This is a genomic window from Streptomyces sp. NPDC034103 (genome assembly GCF_055575395.1).
The window spans coordinates 376552-398532 of record NZ_JBVISS010000010.1 but is presented as its reverse complement, the minus strand read 5'-3'; the positions used below and the strand labels follow the sequence as shown (position 1 = coordinate 398532).

Below are 21981 nucleotides of genomic sequence, written 5' to 3'. Positions count from 1 at the left end.
TCCGCCCCCCGACGTGCGATCCCGAAATGCGAGGAACGATGAGAACCCCCACCTGGAGATCACGGTGGCTGAGCGCCGTGATCGTGACGAGCCTGCTGGCCCTCGGCGGCCCCCTGATGACCGCCCAAGCCGCCGGCGGACCCAACATCGCGCTCGGCGACACCGCATCGGCCAGCAACACCAACAACGGCTACGCCGCCTCGAACATCACCGACGGCAACCAGGGCACGTACTGGGAAAGCGCGGGCAGCAGCCTGCCCCAGTGGGTCCAGGCCGACCTCGGCAGCAGCCGGCGCATCGACGAAGTCGTCCTGAAGCTGCCCTCCGGCTGGGAGAGCCGCACCCAGACCCTCAGCGTCCAGGGCAGCGCCGACGGCACCAGCTTCGCCACCCTCAAGAGCTCCGCCGCCCACACCTTCAGCCCCGCCACCGCCAACACCGTCACCATCGGCTTCCCCGCCGCACAGGCCCGCTACGTCCGCATCGCCATCAGCGCCAACACCGGCTGGCAGGCCGCCCAGCTCTCCGAACTCGAAGTCCACGCCGCGGGCGAGTCCTCCACCAACCTCGCCTCCGGCAAGACCCTCAAGGCCAGCAGCCACACCGAGGTCTACGCCGCCCCGAACGCCAACGACGGCAACCGCGCCAGCTACTGGGAGAGCACCAACAACGCACTCCCGCAATGGCTGGAGGCCGACCTCGGCGCCTCCCTCGCCGTCAACCGCGTCGTCCTCAAACTCCCCGCGAACTGGGAGACGCGCAGCCAGACCCTGAAGATCCAGGGCAGCACCAACGGCAGCACCTACACCGACCTCTCGGCCTCCCAGGCCTACACCTTCAACGCGGCGAACGACAACACGGCGACCCTCACCCTCGACTCCGCCACCACCCGGTTCGTCCGCGTCCTGGTGACCGCCAACTCCGTGCAGCCCGCCGCCCAGATATCCGAGCTGGAGATCTACGGCCCGAGCGGCGGCGACACCCAGGCCCCCAGCGCCCCGACCAACCTGGCCTACACCGAGCCCGCCGACGGTCAGATCAAGCTCACCTGGAGCGCGGCGACCGACAACACCGGCGTCACCGGCTACGACATCTACGCCAACGGCTCCCTGCTCACCTCCGTCGCGGGCAGCGTCACCACCTTCACCGACACCCGCCCGGCCAACCAGACCGTCTCCTACCGCGTCCGGGCCCGCGACGCCGCCGGCAACCAGTCCGCCGACAGCAACACCGTCACCCGCATCGGCGACGCCGGCGACACCCAGGCGCCCACCGCCCCCGCGAACCTGACGTACACCGAACCGGGCAGCGGCCAGATCAAGCTCACCTGGACGGCCTCCACCGACAACACCGGCGTCAGCGGCTACGACATCTACGCCAACAATGTCCTCAGGGACAGCGTCGCGGGCAACGTCACCACCTTCACCGACACGCAGCCCGCGACCAGCACCGTCACCTACTACGTCCGCGCCAAGGACGCCGCCGGCAACCAGTCCGGCAACAGCAACACCGTCACCCGCAACGGCAGCGGCGGCAACGGCTCCAACCTCGCCGTCGGCAAGCCGATCGACGCCTCCTCCACCGTCCACACCTATGTCGCCGCGAACGCCAACGACAACAACACCGCCACCTACTGGGAAGGCGCGGGCGGCAGTTACCCCAACACCCTCACCGTCAGGCTCGGCGCCAACGCCGACCTCGAACGCCTAGCCCTCAAGCTGAACCCCGACAGCGCCTGGTCCGCCCGCACCCAGACCATCGAGGTCCTCGGCCGGGAACAGAACGCCTCGACCTTCACCAGCCTCGTCGCCGCCAAGAGCTACGCCTTCGACCCGGCGAACGCCAACACCGTCACGATCCCCGTCACCGCCCGCACCGCCGACGTCAGACTGAGGTTCACCACCAACTCCGGCGCCCCGGCCGGCCAACTCGCCGAGTTCCAGGTCATCGGCGCCCCCGCCCCCAACCCCGACCTGCTGGTGACGAACCTGACCACCACACCGGCCGCGCCGGTCGAGTCGGACTCCCTCACCGTCGCCGCCACCGTCCGCAACGACGGCCCCGCCGCCGCGCCCGCCAGCAAGCTCGCGGTGCGCCTGGGCGGCACCAAGGTCGCCACCGCCGAGGTCGGCGCCCTCGCGGCCGGCGCGCAGACCACCGTCAACGCCTCCCTCGGCCAGCGGGAAGCCGGCTCCTACGAGCTCAGCGCCGTCGCCGACGACACCGACACGGTCATCGAACAGAACGAGACCAACAACACCTACACCCGGCCCACCGCCCTCGTGGTGAAGCCCGTCGCCAGCTCCGACCTGGTCACCACCTCGGTCACCACCACCCCGTCCAGCCCCTCGGCGGGCGACACGGTCTCCTTCAAGGCGTCCGTCAAGAACCAGGGCACCGAACCCACCGCCGCAGGCAGCCACGGCCTGACCCTCACCCTCCTCGACAAACAGGGCGCCACGGTCAAGACCCTGACCGGCGCCCACACCGGCACCCTCGCCCCCGGCGACTCCACTGTCGTGACGCTCGGCCCCTGGACCGCGGCCAACGGCACCTACACCGTCAGGACCGTACTCGCCGCCGACACCAACGAACTGCCGGTCAAGCGGGACAACAACACCGCCACCCAGTCCCTGTTCGTCGGCCGCGGCGCCAACATGCCCTACGACATGTACGAGGCGGAGGACGGCACCACCGGCGGCGGCGCCAGTGTCCTCGGACCCAACCGCACCGTCGGCGACCCCGCCGGCGAGGCCTCCGGGCGCAAGGCCGTCCGCCTCGACGCCACCGGCGAGTACGTCGAGTTCACCACCCGCGCCGCCACCAACACCCTGGTGACCCGCTTCTCCATCCCCGACGCGGCAGGCGGCGGTGGCACCGACGCCACCCTCAACCTCTACGTCGACGGCACGTTCAAGAAGGCCGTCCCGCTCACCTCCAAGTACGCCTGGCTGTACGGCGCCGAAGCCTCGCCGGGCAACTCCCCGGGCTCCGGCGCCCCACGGCACATCTACGACGAGGCGCACGTCCTGCTCGGCGAGACCGTGCCGGCCGGCAGCAAGATCCGCCTGCAGAAGGACGCCGCCAACACCTCCACCTACACGGTCGACTTCGTCAACCTGGAGCAGGCGGCACCGGTCGCCAACCCCGACCCCGCGACGTACGCCGTGCCCGTCGGCTTCACCCACCAGGACGTCCAGAACGCCCTCGACAAGGTCCGCATGGACACCACCAACACTCTCGTCGGCGTCTACCTGCCGCCGGGCGACTACCAGACCGCGAGCAAGTTCCAGGTCTACGGCAAGGCCGTCAAGGTCGTCGGAGCCGGCCCCTGGTACACCCGGTTCAACGCTCCCACCACCCAGGACAACACCGACATCGGCTTCCGCGCCGACGCCACCGCCAAGGGCTCGCTCTTCAAGGGCTTCGCCTACTTCGGCAACTACACCTCGCGCATCGACGGCCCCGGCAAGGTCTTCGACTTCGCCAACGTCTCCGACATCACCATCGACGACATCTGGAACGAGCACATGGTGTGCCTCTACTGGGGCGCCAACACCGACCGCATCACCATCAAGAACTCCCGGATCCGCAACATGTTCGCCGACGGCGTCAACATGACCAACGGATCGACCGACAACCTCGTCACCAACAACGACGCCCGCGCCACCGGTGACGACAGCTTCGCGCTGTTCTCCGCCATCGACGCCGGCGGCGCCGACATGAAGAACAACCTCTACGAGAACCTCACCACCACCCTGACCTGGCGAGCCGCGGGTGTCGCCGTGTACGGCGGCTACCACAACACCTTCCGCAACATCCACATCGCGGACACGCTCGTCTACTCCGGCATCACCATCTCCTCGCTCGACTTCGGCTACCCCATGAACGGCTTCGGCACCGATCCGACGACCTTCGAGAACATCTCGATCGTCCGCGCCGGCGGCCACTTCTGGGGCGACCAGACCTTCCCCGGCATCTGGCTCTTCTCCGCCTCCAAGGTCTTCCAGGGCATCCGCGTCAACCACGTGGACATCGTCGACCCCACCTACAGCGGCATCATGTTCCAGACCAAGTACAACGGCAGCCAGCCCGAGAACCCGGTGAAGGACACCGTCTTCAACGACATCTCCATCACCGGCGCCCGCAAGAGCGGCGACGCCTGGGACGCCAAGTCCGGCTTCGGCATCTGGGTCAACGAGATGCCCGAACCCGGCCAGGGTCCCGCCGTGGGCGAGGCCACCGTCAACTGCCTGCGCACAAACAACAACGCCCAGGACATCCGCAACACGACCAACTTCAAACTGACCATCAACCCCTGCTGAGGCCCCGACCCACCGCACACCACAGCGAGAACCGCGCCCGCCGCACTCCGCGGCGGGCGCGGCAGCATGATCCGTGGCGCGGGACACGCATCGGCGAGCCCCACCCGCGGGAGCCCCGCTCACGAGCCGGCGCGCTCGCGGGGGATCTTCTGACCCGCCTCGATCGCGACCGGCAGCCGGTTCTCGGCCGGGGGCAGCGGGCAGGTCGCCAGGTCCGTGTAGGCGCACGGCAGGTTCGTGGCGCGGTTGAAGTCCAGGACGACCGTGCCGTCGGCGGCGGGCGGATCGAGGGTCAGGGACCGGTTGGCGGCGTAGGTCGTGACCCCGGAGGTCGCGTCGGTGAACAGCACCATGAGCCGGCCCGCACCATGACCGGGGAACGCGGTCAGCGACAGCGGGCGTCCGTCGAGTTCGAACTCGACCCTGCCGGGAGCCTCGTAGACATGCTCAAGGCCCTCGACGGCGGCTCCCACAGTGGTCGGCCGCGGCGTGTCGAACGGGACGTAGCGGCCCGTCACGGCCCAGCGCGGGTCGGGGGCGTAGGCGGGCGTTCCGGTGAAGGAGGTGCGCAGCGGCGCGTCCGGGTGCCGGGGGCGCACGATGTCGTACCCGCCCCGCTTGGCGACCTCGATGACGGCGTCCCCCCAGACGGCCTCGACACCCCCGCGCTCGGGAAGCACCCCGAAACGGTGCTCACCGCTCACGGTCGTACCCTCGACGACCAGTTCCTCGCCCTCGTCGAGGGTCACGACGACCCCCTCCGGGCCGGTGTGCCACGCACCGGGCGCGTCCGGGAAGCGCTGGGGCCGGTCGTCGAGCCAGTGCAGTCCGGTGATGGCCAGGAAGCCGTGCGGGGCGGCGAGCCGTGCCTCCTGGGCGCGGTGCCACTCCACCCAGGTATCGGTGAAGGCGGCGAGGTCGGTGCCGGTCTCGGCGGTCACGGGATCTCCTTCGTCACAGGGGGTCGGGGGAGCGCGGCGGTCGGGCAGCCGGGCTCGACGGTGTGTTCAGCGGGCCAGTTCGCCCAGGAGCCGCCAGGTGCGCCTCCGGTCGGTCTCTCCCGCGATCTCGGTGCCCGAGAACACGACCTCGGTGGCGCCGGCGTCGCGGTAACGCCGGATCTCGGCCTCGGCGGTCTTCTCGTCACCGATCACGGCAAGGTCGGCGGCACGTCGGCCGCCGGAGAGTTCGATGACCCGCGCGTAGGACGGGATCTAGTAGAACGCCAGGTTCTCGGTGGCCTTGGCCCGTACCGCGTCGGTGTCGTCCGTGACCACGCCGGGCACGATGTGGTCGGCCAGGGCGCGCGGCCCCGCGAGGTACGGCAGGATGCCGTCCGCCAACTCGCCGCTGACACGCAGGGCCTGGGGTCCCATCGCGGCGACCAGCAGGGGGACACCGCCCTCCGCGCCCGTCACCCGGGCGGGGATCGGCGTGGTGGCGGTGAGCAGCTCGCCGTGGAAGTCGGCCGTGCCCCGAAGGTCTGCCCGAACCACGCCGACGTGAGACAACTCAGCGGCTTCTGAGGCGAGTTGGACGGTCGCGTCGACCTGGTTCGATGCCTGGGACGCGTTGAGTGCTACTCCGACAGTCATGTCAGTTCAGAACGAGCGCCGCCCGAACGCGCATTCCGGTCCGCGTATGACAGCTTCTTGTCAGTCATGTGTACAGGGAGCCGCACCTCCAGGCACCGTTCACGTCGTTGACGTGCGCCCTGGTGCCCGGTGTCTGGTTGTCGTCAAGCAACCTGACCTCGCTGTGGGCCGGGCCGGCGAACGAGCCGTGCGGACGGGTGCCGTGCCGCACGGACCCGTACGGTGACACCGGCCGGTCACATCCACCCGGCGCCCCCGGCTTCGGTGCTCAGCGCCAGCCCAGTGCCGGAGCGACGTGGGTGAGGATGCTCTCGATCACGTGGGCGTTGTAGGCGACGCCGAGCTGGTTCGGCACGGTGAGGAGCAGCGTGTCGGCGGCGGCGACCGCTTCGTCCTCGGCGAGTTGCTTGACCAGGACGTCCGGTTCGGCGGCGTAGGACCGGCCGAAGATGGCCCGGGTGTTGGCGTCGATATAGCCGATCTGATCTTGGGAGTCGCCCTCGCGGCCGAAGTAGGCGCGGTCCCGGTCGTCGACCAGCGCGAAGATGCTGCGGCTGACCGAGACGCGCGGCTCGCGGGCGTGCCCCGCCTCCCGCCAGGCCTCGCGGTAGGCCTCGATCTGCTTGCGCTGCTGGACGTGAAGCGGTTCGCCGCTCTCGTCGTCCTTGAGGGTCGAACTCTGCAGGTTCATCCCGAGCGTGGCCGCCCACGCGGCGGTGGCGTTCGAACCGGACCCCCACCAGATTCGGTCCCTCAGGCCCTCCGAGTGCGGCTCGATGCGCAGGAGCCCGGGTGGGTTGGAGAACATCGGATGGGGGTGGGGCTGCGCGAATCCCTCACCCTTCAGTACCTCCAGGAGCCGCTCGGTGTGGGCGCGGGCCATGTCGCTGTCGGTGGTGCCCTCGGCGGGCAGATGCCCGAAGTGGCGCCAGCCGTCGATGACCTGCTCCGGGGATCCTCGGCTGAGGCCGAGCTGCAGTCGACCGCCGGAGATCAGGTCCGCGGCGCCCGCGTCCTCGGCCATGTACAGCGGGTTCTCGTAGCGCATGTCGATCACACCGGTGCCGATCTCGATCCGGCTGGTTCGCGCGCCGATGGCCGCGAGCAGCGGGAACGGTGAGGCGTACTGCCGCGCGAAGTGATGGACCCGGAAGTACGCGCCGTCGGCGCCCAGCTCCTCCGCGGCGACCGCGAGGTCGATCGCCTGGAGCAGGGAGTCCGCCGCGGAGCGCGTCCGGGAGTGCGGCGACGGTGTCCAGTGACCGAAGGACAGGAACCCGATCTTTTTCATACCACTTTCAACAATCAAGCAGGACGTTCATTCCCTGCCGCCCGGGCAGCCGATCCTGCGGGGCTGCGACCACGTCGGTCAGCTGGCTCGCCTCGCACAGGAACGCAGGCAGGGGCTAGGCGGTGGCGTAGTCGGACAGGGTCGGTTCCAGGAGGTCGAAGGCTTGAGCGGCTTCGGCGGTGATGGTCTCGGCGATCCGGTCGTTAGGGTGTCCGGCGAGAGTGAGCTCCTGGATGCGGTGGAACAGCGTGCGGTGCACGGTGCCCAGCAGTTCGGCGACGGTCCGGACGGTGATGTCGTCGGGCCGGGCGCCGGTCGCCTCGGCGAGTGCGTGAGCGAGGTGGTGGGCGCGTTGGTCGTGGAGGCCGCGTACGCAGGTGCTCAGGGTGGGGCTGTCGGCGATCATGCGGGCGAACTCCTGGCCGGAGAAGCCCGCGACCGGGTCCTGCGAGGCGACGGAGTCGGCGAAGGCGCGGCGCAGCGCGGCCAGCGCTGATTCTCCCGGGTGTCGTGCGTCCACGGTTCGCGCCAGCGAGGCGGCGAACTGCTCCTGATGGTCCAGCGCCAGGTCCTCCTTACGGGGGAAGTAGTTGGTGACCGTCTTTTTGGCGACGCGGGCGGCGGCGGCGATCTCGGCGATGGTCGTCTGCTCGAAGCCCTGTTCGATGAACAGTCGTGTCGCGTGGTCGGAGATGAGCTGCCGGGTCTCCTGCTTCTTCGTCTCGCGAAGCCCGGCCTTGGGGGACGGCGTCTGGGTAGCCATGACGCAATCTTACCCCCGTAGCATTTTTATGTTGACACTATGGATGGGCGGGGCTAAGTTTACGTCCGTCGTAAATTTACGTCGATCAGACAGCGGCAGGGTGTCACCCGCGCGCCCCGCCGTCACAGCCGCTGAGCCCGTCCCACCGCATCCAGGGAGCCTTGTGCAGTTCACCGCCTCCACCGTCTCGCTGACCGTTGACGACGTCATCCGTTCGCAAGAGTTCTTCACCACCCATCTGGGCTACGTCGTCCGGCAGTCAGCCGACGGGTTCGTGGCCTTGTCGCACGACGACGCGGTCGACGTCATCCTGCTCGCCCGCGGTATCGAGGTGCTGCCGCCCGAGCAGCGTGAGCAGCGAGTCAGTGGGCTGATCCTGGCCTTCACCGTCGCCTCCGGCCTGCGCGAGCACGAGGAGCGCCTGCGTGCGGCCGGAGTCCCGATCACCATGCCGTTGCGCCAGGAACCGTGGGGTGAGCGCCTGTTCCAGGTCACCGATCCCAACGGCGTGATCGTCCAGTTCGTCGAGTGGGCTGCTCCCGAGCACGGCTGACCCCGCCCCGCCCCCAACGGATCTCGGGCCTGTCGCCCGATCCGCACCATCCGCACCGATCGCCACCTGCCACCCGACAGCCGATCCACCAGGAGCTCTTCTTGCGCAAGCTCGTCTACTACATCGCCACGACCCTCGACGGCTTCATCGCCGGGCCCGACGGCGCCGACCCCACCGGTCCTGACGGCTTCTGGCCGGTCCCCATGGACTACGTGCAGTACCTGGCCTCGGAGTACCCCGAGACGCTGCCCGCCCCGGCCAGGCAGGCGTTGTCCATCACCGCGGAGGGCACCCACTTCGACACGGTCCTCGAAGGCCGCAAGACCTATGAGATCGGCCTCGAAGCCGGTATGACCAACGCCTACCCGCACCTGCGGCACCTGGTGTTCTCCACCACATTGACCGAGAGCCCCGACCCGGCCGTGGAACTGGTCGCGAGCGACCCGGTGGCGAAGGTGCGGGAGCTGAAGCAGGAGACCGGCAAGGACCTCTGGCTGATAGGGGGCGGCGAACTCGCGGGCGCCCTGTATGCCGAGATCGACCAACTGATCATCAAACTGGGCCCGTTGACGATCGGGACCGGCATCCCTCTCTTCGGGCGCCGGGCCGCGTTCGACCCGCAGGTCTGGAATCTGACGGACCACACTGTCCTGGAGAGCGGGGCAGCGTTCCTCACCTACAGCCGCGGCTGAGGGCGACCGGTGTGCCTGATGCCGCGGGCCGGACACGCGGGCCCTCGGCACCAGGCACGGCTCTCCGGCCGCCGTCCGGGATCGTCACCGGAGCGGACCTGCGGCCGGTGAGGGGATCGGGGCCTCAACCGCGAGGCCTCGTGACCTCCTTAAGGCACCCTCCCGGTCACACGGAACCGGTGCCGGCGGGCGACGGCAGCGTGTGGTCGCCGTCCGGCGCCGGGCCGGTCGCCGGGCCCCGTTGGCCGGAGTCCTGCCGGGCGCTGTCGCCGAGGAAGCCACCCGACTGGTGCCTCCACAACCTGGCGTACGTGCCCTGCCCCGCGAGCAACTCCTCGTGGGTTCCCTGCTCGACGACGCTTCCACGGTCCAGCACGACGAGACGGTCCATGCCCGCGACGGTGCTCAGCCGGTGCGCGACCACGAGCGCTGTGCGCCCCTTCATCAGTCGCCACAAGGCGTCCTGGATGAGGATCTCGCTCTCGGAGTCCAGCGCGCTGGTCGCTTCGTCGAGCAAGAGCACCGGTGCGTCCCGCAGGATGGCCCGGGCCAGGGCGACGCGCTGACGCTGGCCGCCCGAGAGCTTCACCCCTCGCTCGCCCACCAGCGTGCTGAAACCGTCGGGGAGTTGCTCGGCGAACTCCCTGACATGGGCGGCCTCGGCCGCCGCGAGGATCTCCGCGTCCGTCGCGCCGGGCCGGGCGAAGGCGATGTTGTCCCGCAGCGGCCGGTGAAACATGGCGGGTTCCTGAGGGACGTAGGCGATCAGTGACCGCAGGTCGCTCTGCCGCAGCCGACTGATGTCCTGGCCGCCGATCAGGATGCGTCCGCCGTCGATGTCCGACATCCGCAGCAGCAGGCGGGTGAGGGTGGTCTTGCCGCCGCCGGACCGGCCGACCAGCCCGATCCGCGCACCCGCCGGTACGTCCAGGTCGAGTCCCTCGAAGATCGGCGCCGCGCCCGCGTGGGCGAACGTGACCTGGTCGAAGCGGACGCTGGAGTCACGGGGCGCGAGCGGCTCCGGCTTCGGCGGGTCGACCACGGTGGGCGGGTCCAGCAGCAACTCCGTGAACTGCGCCGCCTCGGTCATCGAGCTCTCCAGGCGCCGGTAGATCTGATTGAACTCGAACATGATCTCGGTCGCCTGGGAGTAGTAGGTGAAGGCGACGACAACGCCCTCCACCCCCAACCCCGGTCCGCCGAAGGCGATCGCCACGATCAGCCCCAGCACGTTGGTGGCGACAGACATCGGCGCGATCACGGTGTCGACGCGTAGGTTGCCGTAGTCCCACGACCTCAGCGTCAGCCGCCGGGACTCCGCCACACGGCTGCGGTGCTCGGCTCCTTCGCGCTGTTCGGCCGCGAACGCGCGGATGGTCTCCATGTTCATGAGGCTGTCGGCGACATGGCCGGAGACGCGGGCGATCGCCGCCTCCCGCTCGTTGACCAGCCGTTGCCTACGCCGGATCAGCGGGGTCGCGGCCACCAGGGTCAGTGCCATCATCACCAGCAGGCCGGCGACCAGCATCGGCGAGTAGGTCCACAGCACCGCGGCACCGAAGAGCAACGGCACCAGACTGCCCACGATCCGGTACGTCATCGTGTCGATGTAGTCCTCGAAACGCTTGCCGTAACTCAGTACCCGCTTGGTGAGGGAGCCCGCGAAGTTGTCGTGGAAGAACGCCGCGTCCTTGGCCAGCAGTTCGTCCATGCCGTCGACGTAGAGGTGCTCCATGCCGAGCGCGGCCACCCGGTTCAGGCAGTGCTGCCCGACCCGCCACACGGCCTCGGAGAGCAGCAGTGTCACCCCGAAGCCGAGCAGGTAGGGCGACGCGGAGTCGAGGGTGAGGCCGTCGTCGGTGGCGGCCTGCCCCGCGAGCTTGGCGATCAGCAAGGGGGCGATGTAGCGGATGCCGATGTTGCCGAGGGCCGGAAGCAGCAGCGCCGGCAGCGTCAGCCACCGTAACCGCAGGAGTTCGAGGTTGTAGTGGCGCAGCGCCAGGAGGACCGCACTCCTGCCCGGAGCGGAGCCGTAGGTCTCAGAGGTGCCCATCACACTCCCGGAGGTGAGGAAGCGGGCAGTGTCCCGTCGAACAAGGCTCTCAGTCCATGCATTTACGGCGGAGCGGTGAGAATCGGACACTCCGTCCAAGGTCGTCAAGGACGGTTACTGGCGTTGGGACTTCACCTCAACGAGCCCGGGGGCACACGCGCCTGCGCTGCTCGCGTCCCAGGCTAGGGTGGAGTCCATGTCTGTGAACATCCATCTCTACCTGGACATTCTCAACCTCGCCTCCGCCGAGGAAGCCGACGCGGTGGCGGTGTCGGTGGAAGAAGTCTTCAAGGGCCACGGAATCGACTCGTGGATGCAGGTGGGTATTTACCACCAGCCGCCGCAGGTGCTCACGAGCAGCGAGCACGGACCGATCATCATCAGCGGGTTCGGCAAGTGGTCCGAGCGCTTCGAGACCGACGCGACCGAGGCGATCCGCGCCATCGCGCCAGAGGCCCGGATCGAGTTGGAGTGGGGTTACCCGGACGAGGCTCGATAGGGCGCTAGCGGGCACCGGCACTCGAGGCTGGCGCCCGCCGACAGGTCACCCCCCGGCAGCGTCCGTCGCCCCCGACCCCGCAACGGCGTGGCGGCCATGGCTGTTCGGCGGCCCTGGTTCTACCGGGGATGGGTGCCCGGGCCGTGTTCTCGGCCGGCCAGTGGGGTGGGGGAGAGGTCGGCGGGTTCCTCGCCGGCTTCCAGAAGGGTGTCGGCGGCGCCGACGACCAAGGGGTCCGGCTTGCCGACGGCTTCGGAGTCCTTGTCCGGGTAGTCGCAGCGCTGCAGCAGACTGCGCATCGCTTCCAGACGGCCCCGCCGTTTGTCGTTGTTCTTCACCACGGTCCATGGCGCGAACTCGGTGTCGGTGGCGCGGAACATCTCGACCTTGGCGGTGGTGTAGTCGTCCCAACGATCGAGGGAGGCGACGTCGGTGGGGGAGAGTTTCCAGCGCCGTACGGGATCGACCTGGCGGATGGCGAAGCGGGTCCGCTGCTCGGCCTGGGAGACGGAGAACCAGAACTTCACCAGCAGGATGCCGTCCCGGGTGAGCATCTGCTCGAACTGCGGGGCCTGTTCGAGGAACCTCTCGTGCTCGTCGTCGGTGCAGAAACCCATGACCCGTTCCACACCGGCCCGGTTGTACCAGGAGCGGTCGAAGAAGACCATCTCGCCGCGGGCCGGCAGGTGGGCGACGTAACGCTGGAAGTACCACTGGCCCGCCTCGCGTTCGGTGGGCTTCTCCAGAGCGACCACCCGAGCACCGCGCGGGTTGAGCCGCTCGGTGAAGCGCTGGATGGTGCCTCCCTTGCCGGCGGCGTCGCGCCCCTCGAAGAGGATCACGACCCGTTGGCCGGTCTCCTTCACCCAGCGCTGCATCTTCAGCAGTTCGATCTGCAGGATGCGCTTGGTCCGCTCGTACTCCTGGCGGCCTATCTTGCGGTCGTAGGGATAGTTCTCCCGCCAGGTGTCCACCGGGCTGCCGTCCGCGTCCAGCAGGACCGGGCGCTCCGGTCGGCGCCGGTCCACACTGAGGCCGTCCAGGAGCGTCGCCTCCACGGGCGCGTCCTCCGCGTCGTCGCCCGTCAGGGCCATGTGCTCGTCATCCGACACCGCTGCTCTCCCGAACTGCTCGTTGCTTGCCCTTGCGGGCCCCGGCGACGACGGCCGCCGGGCCGTCCCGCTCCGGGGCCATCGCTCTCGCTTCGCGGCGCCGAGGCTCAGAACGGCATACGCCCGCGGGCCCGCCGGCCGGCCGCACCACTGCGTCCCATCGCCCGCGAGCTGGAACTGAACGGCTTGCTCAGCAGTCGGCCGAAGACGCCCGGTGCCTTCGATCCGGCGCGCGATCCGGCTCCCAGGCCGCGCTGGGCACCGTTCTGCGGGTGCCGGGACAGCCGCGGCAGCAGGAAGGCCAGTACGGCCAGGACGACGCAGCCGGCGATGACAAAGCCGATGACCATCGTTGTCTCCAAGTTTCGGTGGCAGGCAGGTCCTGTGCTCTTCTGTTCCACCGACTGCCCCGTCCGCCTGAACCAACACTGCCCGCACCGACCTCCGACCGCATCCGCTCCGTGGTGCACCCCCAGGCCCCAGAAAGGGGAGGCAGGCAGTACGGCCAGCGATATGGGCTCGCCCATCCGGCTGTTCCGGTGGGGAGTTGGACCTGCTGGTAGTCGCCGGTCGGAAGATCCGCCGGTGCCGCGGAGGCGGAGAGGGCCGTGGGAGCCGCCGTGGCGACGCCGGCCGGGACGAGCGCGAGCGCGGTGAGGCTTCTCAGCCCCGCGCGGGGGCGCCGGAAGATGGGGGCGGTCCTTCCTGGCGATGGCAGATGTCAGGCAAGGCACGCGCCGGCCGCGCTTGCCGGGTGCAGGTACGGGGCGAGCCCGAGCTCACGGCCGGCGCAGCACACCATGCGGCTCAGCCGTGCGGCGTGCAGGGTGGGGGCATGGCCACCGATCATCCCGTAGTCGTGTACCCGCCCACGGCGGACGGTGGCCGACGCGTACGGATCGACGGGCACTTCGTCGGCATCGCCTACAGCGTTCTCGACATCGCCGCATTCGTTCAGGAGGCCGGGCTCCAGGACTGGGACGAGATGGACGTCGTCCGGTCCTCGCTGATCGAGTGGCGCAGCGGCGGGCCCGACGTCTGGACGCCTGAGTGATCGCGATCCGTGTGGTGTCGCGCGACTCCGGGAGGACTTCAGCGGCAGCGCCCCCGCATGGTTGACGCGCGTAGCCGCCCGGCCTCACCCTGAGCGGTGGATGGTCACGCAGTGACAGTCGATCCGTCTCATGGGGCTGTTTTCGGGACGTACGGTCGGGAGGCCGGAATGTTCGTACGGGTGGCACGATTGGTCGCTTCGTTTGTCATGGTCGCGACAGGAGTGGTGGTGGGAGTGGGCGTCAGCGCGGGCACCGCTGTGGCTGACGAGTGCTACACCTGGGGACGCACCCTCTCCCAGGGGGCGTCCGGCGGTGATGTGACACAGCTGCAAATACGTGTCGCCGGGTGGGTGACCTCCGGCGAGCGGCTGTCCTACGACGGTCAGTACGGGGCGCGCACCGCGGCAGCGGTCAAGAAGTTCCAGTCGGCGTACGGTCTGACCGCGGACGGCGTGGCAGGCCCCGCGACCTTCGCCAAGATCTACTCCCTCCAGGACGCGGACTGCACGCCGGTCCACTTCAGCTACGCGGAGCTCAACAAGTGCAACTCCGACTGGTCGGGCGGTGCGGTCTCCGCGGCCACGGCGAAGGCCAACGCCCTGAAGACCATGTGGAAACTGGAGGCCATGCGCCACGCACTGGGTGACGTGCCGATCACGATATCGAGCGGCTTCCGCTCCTACGCCTGCAACAACGCGGCCGGCGGATCGTCCACGAGCCGCCATCTCTACGGCGACGCCGCCGACCTCACCGGCTCGGTGAGCCTGTGCCGGCTCGCCCAGCAGGCCAGGACGCACGGCTTCTCGGAGATCCTCGGCCCGGGCTACCCGGACCACAACGATCACACGCATCTCGCGTTCGACCCGTCGCCCTACTGGTCCGCACCCACGTGCGGGATCTGAGAGAGGGCAGGCGTCCGCAGCGCGCCGAGGCACGCCGCAGCGTGCCGAACCACGGCACGGCCGGCAGGCGGGCGTGCGACCACGCCTCAGCCCGCCGGCCGGGCCGCCCTCGGTGAGCGGTGCCGCCCCAGCCCCCCAGACCCTCCTCCGCCACCGGAGAGCGGCCGGGTGTGTACCGGGTTCCGAGAGGGAACCTGTGCAACCTGATCGTGGCACGGCGGAAAGGAACCCGGTGGCGGTGTCGGACTCGGCGGCGAACGGACCGCGCACGGGCGGTGGCAAGGACGGGTACGTCCCGGATCCCAACCGGTGGCACGCGTTGTGGGTCACCCTCGTCGCGGGGTTCATGAGCCTGCTCGACGTGACGATCGTGGCGGTGGCTCTGCCCACCGTCCAGCGTGAGCTGGGCGCCACCCCCGCCCAGGTGCAGTGGGTCGTCTCCGGGTACGCCCTCTCCTTCGCCCTGGCCCTGGTCACCGCCGGACGGCTCGGGGACGCGCTCGACCGGCGCCGCATCTTCCTGCTGGCCCTGAGCGGATTCACCCTCTTCAGCGCCGCGTGCGGCGCAGCCCCGAACATCGGCCTGCTGGTGGCGGCCCGGCTCGCCCAGGGGCTGGCTGCCGGCTTCATGGCCCCGCAGAACTCCGCCCTGATCCAGCAGATGTTCCGCGGCGCCGAACGCGGACGCGCCTTCGGCCTCTTCGGCGCCACGGTGGGCATCTCCTCCGCCGCCGGGCCCCTCACCGGCGGCGCCATCCTCGCACTCGCCGACGGCTCCGACGGCTGGCGCTGGATCTTCTTCGTCAACGTGCCGATCGGTGTCCTCGCCGTGCTGCTCGGTCTGCGCCTGCTGCCACGCGCCGAGCGCTCCGGCCGCGGCTCGGTGGACGTCGCTGGCATCGTGCTGCTGGGCCTGGGCGTGCTGGCGGTCATGTATCCGCTGGTACAGGCGGACGCCGGCGGCATCGGACAACTGTGGTGGCTCTTCCCCGTGGGCGCGGCGCTCCTCGCGCTCTTCACGCGGCGTCAGTTCCGCCTGGTCGCGCGCGACGCCCAGCCCTTGTTGGATCCGCGCCTGTTCACCACCGTGCGGGGTTATGCGGTCGGCGCGGGAGTCGGCACGCTGTACTTCATCGGCTTCAGCGGGGTGTGGCTCGTCTTCGCGCTCTTCTACCAGCGGGGACTCGACTTCACCCCGTTGCGGTCCGGGCTGGCGGTCACCCCCTTCGCCCTCGGCTCCGCCGCCGCCGCGGTGGTGGCGGGCCGGCTCGTGGACCGCTTCGGCCGCCTGCTCACGGTGTGCGGGCTGAGCGCCGTCATCCTCGGCATGGGGGGCGCCGCGCTGCTGCTGTGGCTCGTCGCGGACGACTCGGCGCCCTGGGCGGCCGCACCGGCGCTGTTCGTCGCGGGCATCGGCGGGGGCTTCGTGGTCTCCCCGAACATCACCATGACCCTGCGAGACGTGCCCGTCCGCATGGCCGGGGCGGCGGGCGGCGCCTTGCAGACCGGCCAGCGTCTCGGGGCGGCTGTGGGTACCGCGGCCCTGCCCGGCATCTACTACCTCGTCCTGGGCAGCACCGACCACTACCGCACGGCACTGGTCACCGCCCTCGGCGTGGCCCTGGTCGGCATGACCGCCTCGCTGGCGCTGGCCACCACCGACTGGCTGCGCGACCGGGGCGGCGACGCCGGGCACCGCCCCTGCCCGGACGAGGTCGCCAACAGCCCCGTCCACTCCCGGCATGGCTGAGCTGGAGGCCGTACGGGGTCCCGTCCGCTCTGCGTTGTGGAGCGCGCGGCAAGAGTCCTCACATCCGGCGATCCCAGGACCTCGGGGTCGGCGCACCGAGGCCCTCGGAACGCCGGATGTGGGCGGGGCGGTCTCCCTCAGGGCTCAGATGCGTACGACGGCGAAGTCGGGCAGGTCGGGGTAGAGCTCCTGCCGTGTCTCCGTCACACACTCCACGACGACCGGCTCGTCGCGGGCGGTGGCGGCGAAGTCCGTGGCGTTGTGCTCGGTGCCCGACACGTTCACCCCGCGGCCCTTGAGGCACTTGCCGACGGCTCGTCGCAGCGGCTGGTCCATCACCTTGCGGTGTGACTCGACGTACGTGGGCTCGATCATGGACAGCTGGCCGAGGTTGCAGCGCTGCACCCGGTCGTTGTACGTCGCCGGGTCTCCCGACGGGGTGATGTCGTACAGCAGGCTCAGTCCGTCGATGGGGCTGAGCACCGGCTTTCCGGTGCGGTAGCCGCTGTCCTCGATGCAGGTGAGGAAGCGTGTGATCGCGGTGCGGTACTCGCCCGCCGTCACCCGGCCGTCTCGTAGTGCCCATCGCTGGCCCGGAAGGGGCACGTCCTCGTCCGCCCCTCGCGTACCGCTGTCGGTGGTGCCGGGGGAGCAGGCCGCCACCGCGACTGCCGTCAGCAGCGCGGTGGCGACGGAACGGAAGCGCACCTGCTAGCTCCTGGTCACGTTGCACGAGTCGCAGCCCCAGTGCAGCCCGTTGGCGGCCCTGGTGGTGGAGGTGTGCGAGGTGTAGGCGTTCTCGCTCGTCCCGTAGGCGCGAGGCGTCCACCAGCCGGTGCCGTACTCGATGGCCGAGCTCAGCCGGCCGCTGCAGTCACCGCTCTGCCTGCGGGTCTGGGCCCAGTTGTAGCTGCCGGTGAACCCGCTGGAGACGTAGTTCGTCCCGCAGGAGCGGCTCACCGCCCGGTTGTTGCCGAGTGCGTTCGCGGACGGTGCCGCGAGAGTGGAGACCAGGATGGCGAGGACTCCTGTCGCCGCCACCTTCGAAAGCCGTCTGCCCGCGAGAATTCGTCCCATCACTTCTCCTCCTCGATGGAAGCCAGAGCCGGGCGTGGCCCCGCGAGGCGCACAGACCGGTTGGCGCGAACTCATGTTCCCGGGCCGTAACCGCTGCTGTCATGCTCATTCGACCCTGCTGACACATCGCAGATGAGAGATCTGAGCACAGGGGGGAACACGTTGCTCCGCTTTCATTTCACGCCTGAGGACCTGACCAGACTCAGGATCGCCACCGCACCGCACCCGCTGTGGGAGATCGCGGCGAGCCTCCACCGCTTCCAGACCCAGGAAGGACGGTGGGCCTACGCGCCCTGGTACCGCACCGCGCGCTCCGTCCTGTGCAGTACCGGACTGGACCGCATGGTACGCACGGTCCTGCTGCCCCTCTTCCCGCGGGCGAGCTACTTCCCCGACTTCCTCACCCCGGCCGACGGCATCGCGGGCCTGGACGCCGGGCTCGAATCCATCCGGGCCGCGCCGGATCGACAGGTCGCCCAGGAGGTGACCAAGCTCCGGGAGATCGTCGGCGCTCCCGCCTGGACCCGCAAGCTCACCGACGGCGGGATGCGGGACCAACTCGTGCGCGCGTTACGCGCCTACCACCACGCCGTGATCACCCCGTACGAGGAGTGCCTCCACGGACGTCTGCACGCCGAGCGCACCCGGCAGACCCGCACGCTCTGCGGTACGGGCATCGAAGGCGTACTGAACACCCTGGCGCCCTCCATCCGATGGCGCCCTCCCGTCCTGGAACTCGGCAGATACCCGACCGAGGCCGACATCCACCTCAGTGGTCGCGGGCTGCTCCTCATCCCCTCCTACTTCTGCTGGAACACCCCGGTCTCGCTGGCCGACCCCGACCTGTCTCCCGTACTGCTCTATCCCCTGCACCACCCGCCCGCCGCGCCCCAGCACGTCGCCGGCCACGCACCGCTGCACGCCCTGCTCGGCAGCACCCGCACCGTCATTCTGCGGGCCGCGGCCATCGGCGCCACCACCACCGAGGCCGCCCGGCACGCCGGTGTCACCCCCACGACCGCGAGCCACCACACAACCGTTCTGCGCGACGCGGGCCTGATCACCAGCCACCGCCACGCCAACACCGTGCTCCACGCCCTGACGCCCCTGGGGGCCTCCCTGCTGCAACAGGACGGGTGGCATCGCATCCCCTGACCCCGCTGGACGGCGCGATCAAGTTTTCCGGGCGCAGGCCGAATCCTTTCGGCGGGCCCGCGCCTCCTATACATGTGCCGACGAACGTCGGGACAGAATGAGGAGGTTGTCATGATCGTAGGTATCGCCATCGCCGCCGGAGCCGTACTGCTCTGCACGTGCAGCTACTTCGTCATGCGCAAGCGAAAGCAAGCCCGTGGCTGAGTCTTCCTGGCCCGCTGAGCAGCTGATCGTCGCCGCCCAGCGCGGCGACGTCGATTCGCTCACCGCGTTGGTGTCGGGTTCGCACCCGAACGTGCGGCGGTTCGCGCGCTCACTGTGTGCCACACCCGAGGACGCCGAGGACGCGACGCAGGAAGCCTTGATCATCCTCTATCGCAAGATCGGGATGCTACGGGCGTCCGGCGCACTGGCGTCGTGGATGTTCCGCATCGTCCGCAACGAGTGCCTGCGACGGGTGCGGACGACGCGGGTCCACGCACCCCTGCCGGATGCCGCCGTGCGCTCGGCCGAGGAGGTGGTTCTGCAACGCATCGAGGCGGGGAGGGTGGCAGCGGCCGTCGCCGCTCTCCCGGAAGAGCAGCGCAGCGTGTTGATCATGCGGGACATCCAGGGCTACAGCGGACGCATGACCGCCGATGCGCTCGGCCTCAGTACCGCCGCGATGAAATCCCGACTGCACCGCGCCCGCGCTGCGGTTCAGCAGTCCCTCCGTGTCACATCCGAACCTGAGCCTGGAGATACGCATGACGACAACGAAAGCCGACCGTCCTGACTTCGCGAGTTCCTCCCTGCCCCGGCACCTGCTGCGGGGTGTGATCGGATTCGGCAGCCTGATCGGCTCGGTCGCGTTGCTCTCGACCCTCGGTCCGGTCAGTCTGCTGCTCCTGCCGGTCGGCCTCCTGGCACTGCGGGGCTGCCCGATGTGCTGGACCATCGGCATGATCCAGACCATCTCGCGCAACCGCCTTCAGCGCACTTGCGAGGACGGCCAGTGCAGGCTGGCCGTGGCGGATCGCGACCACGAGGAACGCCCGAGCGAACTGGTCTCGCCGTAGCGGAACCGAGGGTTCGGTGCCCGTCTCCGCGATGCCCAGGCCGGTGAGTCACCGATAGGATCCGCGGGTTGTCTCAACGGGGAGGGACCATGGCCGAAGGCCGGGAGATGATCAACAGCGGCGAGGAAAGTGCCGCCGATGTGGGGGACGAGGCGGCGGTGCAGGTGGTGTACCGACCTCAGCCGGCCGACACGTTGGTCGCTCTGCGGGTCCGGCAGCGGATCAAGCGGTGGGGGGTGGTGCTGCGGAGCGTGTTTCTCGTCCTGTGGGCGGGACAGTGGTTGCTGATCACGATCGGCCGCGGCCGTGTCGACGTCGTAGCCACCGTCCTGTTCCTGTTGGTCGTCCTGTTGACAGTCGGCTACCCGCGCTTGCAGGCCGCCCAGGTGCAGCGCGTCGTCGCAGCACAGGGCGAGTACCGCACCACCGTGTCCGGTGCCGGGCTGACCACCAGCAACGACCACAGCACCCTCATCCAGAAGTGGTCGGTCCTGCGGGGATACCGGGAGACGCCCGGCCACTTCGTCCTGCTCAGTCGGGACCCCAACATCCTGTGCCTTGAGGTCCTGCCCAAGCGCGGGTTGAGCACGGCCGACGACGTCGACCGGCTGCGTGCCCTCCTGGATCGCCACTCCGTCCGGGTCTGAGCTACGCGCCCACGAGCAGGGATGTGGATGCGGGGCGCCGACCAGGACGCACGGCTCTCGCCCCGTGCACTGGGCGTGCGGGGGAGCGGTTCACAGGAAGCGCCGGAGCGGAGTGACCGCGGCTTCCTTGGCGCGTTGTAGCGCTGCGCGTCGTTCCCAGCGGGAAAGATCGATGGCCACGCTCTGTTCGAGGTCGGCGTCGTAGTCGCGGTCGAGCGCGGCGGTGAACGTCTCGTCCAGGACGGCGAGCATGACTTCCTCGTCGTGTTCCATGGAGCGGCGGTTGAAGTTGGTCGATCCGATGAGTGAGGCGACCGAGTCCACCGTGATGATCTTGGCGTGCATCATCGTGGGCTGGTACTGGCGGATGTGCACCCCGGCTTCCAGGAGCCGTGTGTAGTGGTGCTGGCCGGCGAGTTGGCAGGCGCGCTGGTCGGTGTGGGGGCCGGGCAGGAGTATCTCGACGCGCACGCCGCGACGCGCGGTCTGGCACAGCAGATCGATGAAGTAGGTGTCGGGCGCGAAGTAGGCGGTGGCGAGCCGGAAGCGCTCTTCTGCGGAGGTGAGCATGATCCGGACGAGGGTCTGCATGTCCTGCCAGCCGATGCTCGCCGATCCGCGCACCACCTGGACCACCGAGGAGCCGACCTGCTCGTGTTCCGTGAAGCGGTCACAGTGGTCGAAGAGTTCGTCGTGGCACTCCGCCCAGTTCTGCGCGAACGCGGCCGCGATCCCGTCCACCGCCGGACCGCGTACCTGTACGTGGGTGTCCCGCCATTCGGCAGGATTGCTGGCGTTGCCGCACCACTCCTCGGCGATCCCGACCCCGCCGGTGAAAGCGGTGTGCTCGTCGACGATGAGGGCCTTGCGGTGGCAGCGGTGATTCTGTTTGAACGGCGAGAGCCACACGGGTTTGCGGAACCAGGCCACCTTCACGCCTGCGCTGCTCATGAGGTCCAGCAGTTCCGGCTCTATCTCCTTGGCGCCGAAGCCGTCCAGCAGCAGTCGCACGCGAACCCCGGCGGCGGCGCGTTCGGCCAGCGCTCCGGCGAAGGTGTGCGCGATGTCGCCACGCCAGTACACGAACGTCATCATGTCGATGGTGTGCTGGGCCGAGCGGATGGCCTGGAGCATCGCGGGGAAGATCTCGTCACCGTTGCGCAGGGGGACCAGGTCGTTCCCCTCGGTCGCGGCGATGCCGATGAGCCGTTCCAGACGGCGGCGCAGGCGTTGCTTGCGCGCTGCCTGCGCATCGACAGGTGAAGGCGCAGGTCTACCGTCGAGTCGCACGCGGAACCTCCTGTTGGGGTAGGGAGTCGAAAGGCTCACCCCACCGGACGAACCCGAACAACCTCCTGCCCTGCGCTTCCCTCGGCATGCAGCTCACACAGGTGGGCGGCATTCGCGAAGAGGCGAACGGAAGGGGGGACCGGTCCGCCCACACGGATGTTCAC

The 21981-nt window shown here is 69.5% G+C and carries 20 protein-coding genes and 1 pseudogene; 11 read left to right on the top strand and 10 right to left on the bottom strand.

The features are described 5' to 3' along the window. Positions 1–38: 38 nt before the first annotated feature. On the top strand, positions 39–4325 hold the full coding sequence (locus tag ACZ56U_RS24290) for a discoidin domain-containing protein (RefSeq protein WP_469086088.1): 4287 nt from the start codon (positions 39–41) through the stop codon (positions 4323–4325). Between the two features lie 119 nt (positions 4326–4444). Here ACZ56U_RS24290 and ACZ56U_RS24285 read toward each other — a convergent pair whose 3' ends face one another. From ACZ56U_RS24285 to ACZ56U_RS24270, 4 genes and pseudogenes are all read right to left on the bottom strand, one after another. Continuing rightward, positions 4445–5266, bottom strand: coding sequence for a DUF1684 domain-containing protein (locus tag ACZ56U_RS24285; RefSeq protein WP_469086087.1), 822 nt, complete (start codon positions 5264–5266; stop codon positions 4445–4447). Between the two features lie 66 nt (positions 5267–5332). After that, positions 5333–5800 (bottom strand): annotated as a pseudogene (locus tag ACZ56U_RS24280) (LLM class oxidoreductase); the annotation flags it as partial. Positions 5801–6188: 388 nt separating this feature from the next. After that, on the bottom strand, positions 6189–7211 hold the full coding sequence (locus ACZ56U_RS24275; RefSeq protein ID WP_469086086.1) for an LLM class flavin-dependent oxidoreductase: 1023 nt from the start codon (positions 7209–7211) through the stop codon (positions 6189–6191). A 115-nt stretch (positions 7212–7326) separates the two neighbouring features. Further along, positions 7327–7974 carry a TetR/AcrR family transcriptional regulator gene (locus ACZ56U_RS24270; RefSeq protein WP_469086085.1) on the bottom strand — a complete coding sequence of 216 codons (648 nt, stop codon included), beginning with the start codon at positions 7972–7974 and terminating at the stop codon, positions 7327–7329. A 163-nt stretch (positions 7975–8137) separates the two neighbouring features. On the opposite strand from ACZ56U_RS24270, the gene ACZ56U_RS24265 reads away from it, so the two are divergent. Next, positions 8138–8527 (top strand): VOC family protein, encoded by a 390-nt coding sequence (locus ACZ56U_RS24265; protein WP_469086084.1) that lies wholly within the window; start codon positions 8138–8140, stop codon positions 8525–8527. Positions 8528–8628: 101 nt separating this feature from the next. Beyond that, positions 8629–9219, top strand: coding sequence for a dihydrofolate reductase family protein (locus ACZ56U_RS24260; protein WP_469086083.1), 591 nt, complete (start codon positions 8629–8631; stop codon positions 9217–9219). Between the two features lie 166 nt (positions 9220–9385). On the opposite strand, the gene ACZ56U_RS24255 is transcribed toward ACZ56U_RS24260, so the two are convergent. Continuing rightward, positions 9386–11272, bottom strand: coding sequence for an ABC transporter ATP-binding protein (locus ACZ56U_RS24255; RefSeq protein WP_469086082.1), 1887 nt, complete (start codon positions 11270–11272; stop codon positions 9386–9388). A gap of 196 nt (positions 11273–11468) precedes the next feature. On the opposite strand from ACZ56U_RS24255, the gene ACZ56U_RS24250 reads away from it, so the two are divergent. After that, positions 11469–11771, top strand: coding sequence for a hypothetical protein (locus tag ACZ56U_RS24250; RefSeq protein WP_469086081.1), 303 nt, complete (start codon positions 11469–11471; stop codon positions 11769–11771). Positions 11772–11890: 119 nt separating this feature from the next. On the opposite strand, the gene ppk2 is transcribed toward ACZ56U_RS24250, so the two are convergent. Further along, on the bottom strand, positions 11891–12865 hold the full coding sequence (gene ppk2 / locus ACZ56U_RS24245) for a polyphosphate kinase 2 (protein WP_469086132.1): 975 nt from the start codon (positions 12863–12865) through the stop codon (positions 11891–11893). A gap of 125 nt (positions 12866–12990) precedes the next feature. Further along, the gene (locus ACZ56U_RS24240) at positions 12991–13233 is read right to left on the bottom strand and encodes a DUF6411 family protein (protein WP_391232194.1); all 243 of its coding nucleotides are present in this window, start codon (positions 13231–13233) and stop codon (positions 12991–12993) included. Positions 13234–13718: 485 nt separating this feature from the next. Here ACZ56U_RS24240 and ACZ56U_RS24235 point away from each other — a divergent pair, with 485 nt between their 5' ends. The 3 genes from ACZ56U_RS24235 (at position 13719) to ACZ56U_RS24225 (ending at position 16590) form a co-directional block, all read left to right on the top strand. After that, a complete protein-coding gene (locus ACZ56U_RS24235; protein WP_469086080.1) occupies positions 13719–13937 on the top strand; it encodes a hypothetical protein in 219 nt (72 codons plus the stop codon). Between the two features lie 168 nt (positions 13938–14105). Further along, a complete protein-coding gene (locus tag ACZ56U_RS24230) occupies positions 14106–14840 on the top strand; it encodes a D-Ala-D-Ala carboxypeptidase family metallohydrolase (RefSeq protein WP_469086079.1) in 735 nt (244 codons plus the stop codon). A 238-nt stretch (positions 14841–15078) separates the two neighbouring features. Continuing rightward, on the top strand, positions 15079–16590 hold the full coding sequence (locus ACZ56U_RS24225) for an MFS transporter (protein ID WP_469086131.1): 1512 nt from the start codon (positions 15079–15081) through the stop codon (positions 16588–16590). Between the two features lie 144 nt (positions 16591–16734). Here ACZ56U_RS24225 and ACZ56U_RS24220 read toward each other — a convergent pair whose 3' ends face one another. Both ACZ56U_RS24220 and ACZ56U_RS24215 read right to left on the bottom strand, forming a co-directional pair. Next, the gene (locus ACZ56U_RS24220) at positions 16735–17298 is read right to left on the bottom strand and encodes a hypothetical protein (protein ID WP_469086078.1); all 564 of its coding nucleotides are present in this window, start codon (positions 17296–17298) and stop codon (positions 16735–16737) included. A 3-nt stretch (positions 17299–17301) separates the two neighbouring features. After that, a complete protein-coding gene (locus tag ACZ56U_RS24215; protein ID WP_469086077.1) occupies positions 17302–17667 on the bottom strand; it encodes a hypothetical protein in 366 nt (121 codons plus the stop codon). Positions 17668–17829: 162 nt separating this feature from the next. Here ACZ56U_RS24215 and ACZ56U_RS24210 point away from each other — a divergent pair, with 162 nt between their 5' ends. From ACZ56U_RS24210 to ACZ56U_RS24195, 4 genes are all read left to right on the top strand, one after another. Then, entirely contained in the window at positions 17830–18822 is a 993-nt protein-coding gene (locus tag ACZ56U_RS24210) for an ArsR/SmtB family transcription factor (RefSeq protein WP_469086076.1), read from the top strand. A gap of 196 nt (positions 18823–19018) precedes the next feature. Continuing rightward, complete coding sequence (locus ACZ56U_RS24205; protein WP_469086075.1) at positions 19019–19597, top strand: RNA polymerase sigma factor; 579 nt, start codon at positions 19019–19021, stop codon at positions 19595–19597. Further along, positions 19569–19880, top strand: coding sequence for a hypothetical protein (locus ACZ56U_RS24200; protein WP_469086074.1), 312 nt, complete (start codon positions 19569–19571; stop codon positions 19878–19880). Before ACZ56U_RS24205 ends, ACZ56U_RS24200 begins: the two co-directional genes overlap by 29 nt. Before the next feature lie 89 nt (positions 19881–19969). Then, entirely contained in the window at positions 19970–20527 is a 558-nt protein-coding gene (locus ACZ56U_RS24195) for a YcxB family protein (protein ID WP_469086073.1), read from the top strand. Between the two features lie 90 nt (positions 20528–20617). On the opposite strand, the gene ACZ56U_RS24190 is transcribed toward ACZ56U_RS24195, so the two are convergent. Then, a complete protein-coding gene (locus ACZ56U_RS24190) occupies positions 20618–21817 on the bottom strand; it encodes a phospholipase D-like domain-containing protein (RefSeq protein WP_469086072.1) in 1200 nt (399 codons plus the stop codon). Between the last annotated feature and the right edge of the window lie 164 nt (positions 21818–21981).

Bases quoted from the DNA above. Each gene is read 5' to 3' on its own strand.
- ACZ56U_RS24290 (WP_469086088.1), top strand. From the start codon at position 39: ATGAGAACCCCCACCTGGAGATCACGGTGGCTGAGCGCCGTGATCGTG.
- ACZ56U_RS24275 (WP_469086086.1), bottom strand. From the start codon at position 7,211: ATGAAAAAGATCGGGTTCCTGTCCTTCGGTCACTGGACACCGTCGCCG.
- ACZ56U_RS24270 (WP_469086085.1), bottom strand. From the start codon at position 7,974: ATGGCTACCCAGACGCCGTCCCCCAAGGCCGGGCTTCGCGAGACGAAG.
- ACZ56U_RS24255 (WP_469086082.1), bottom strand. From the start codon at position 11,272: ATGGGCACCTCTGAGACCTACGGCTCCGCTCCGGGCAGGAGTGCGGTC.
- ACZ56U_RS24250 (WP_469086081.1), top strand. From the start codon at position 11,469: ATGTCTGTGAACATCCATCTCTACCTGGACATTCTCAACCTCGCCTCC.
- ppk2 (WP_469086132.1), bottom strand. From the start codon at position 12,865: ATGGCCCTGACGGGCGACGACGCGGAGGACGCGCCCGTGGAGGCGACG.
- ACZ56U_RS24240 (WP_391232194.1), bottom strand. From the start codon at position 13,233: ATGGTCATCGGCTTTGTCATCGCCGGCTGCGTCGTCCTGGCCGTACTG.
- ACZ56U_RS24235 (WP_469086080.1), top strand. From the start codon at position 13,719: ATGGCCACCGATCATCCCGTAGTCGTGTACCCGCCCACGGCGGACGGT.
- ACZ56U_RS24230 (WP_469086079.1), top strand. From the start codon at position 14,106: ATGTTCGTACGGGTGGCACGATTGGTCGCTTCGTTTGTCATGGTCGCG.
- ACZ56U_RS24215 (WP_469086077.1), bottom strand. From the start codon at position 17,667: ATGGGACGAATTCTCGCGGGCAGACGGCTTTCGAAGGTGGCGGCGACA.
- ACZ56U_RS24200 (WP_469086074.1), top strand. From the start codon at position 19,569: ATGACGACAACGAAAGCCGACCGTCCTGACTTCGCGAGTTCCTCCCTG.
- ACZ56U_RS24195 (WP_469086073.1), top strand. From the start codon at position 19,970: ATGGCCGAAGGCCGGGAGATGATCAACAGCGGCGAGGAAAGTGCCGCC.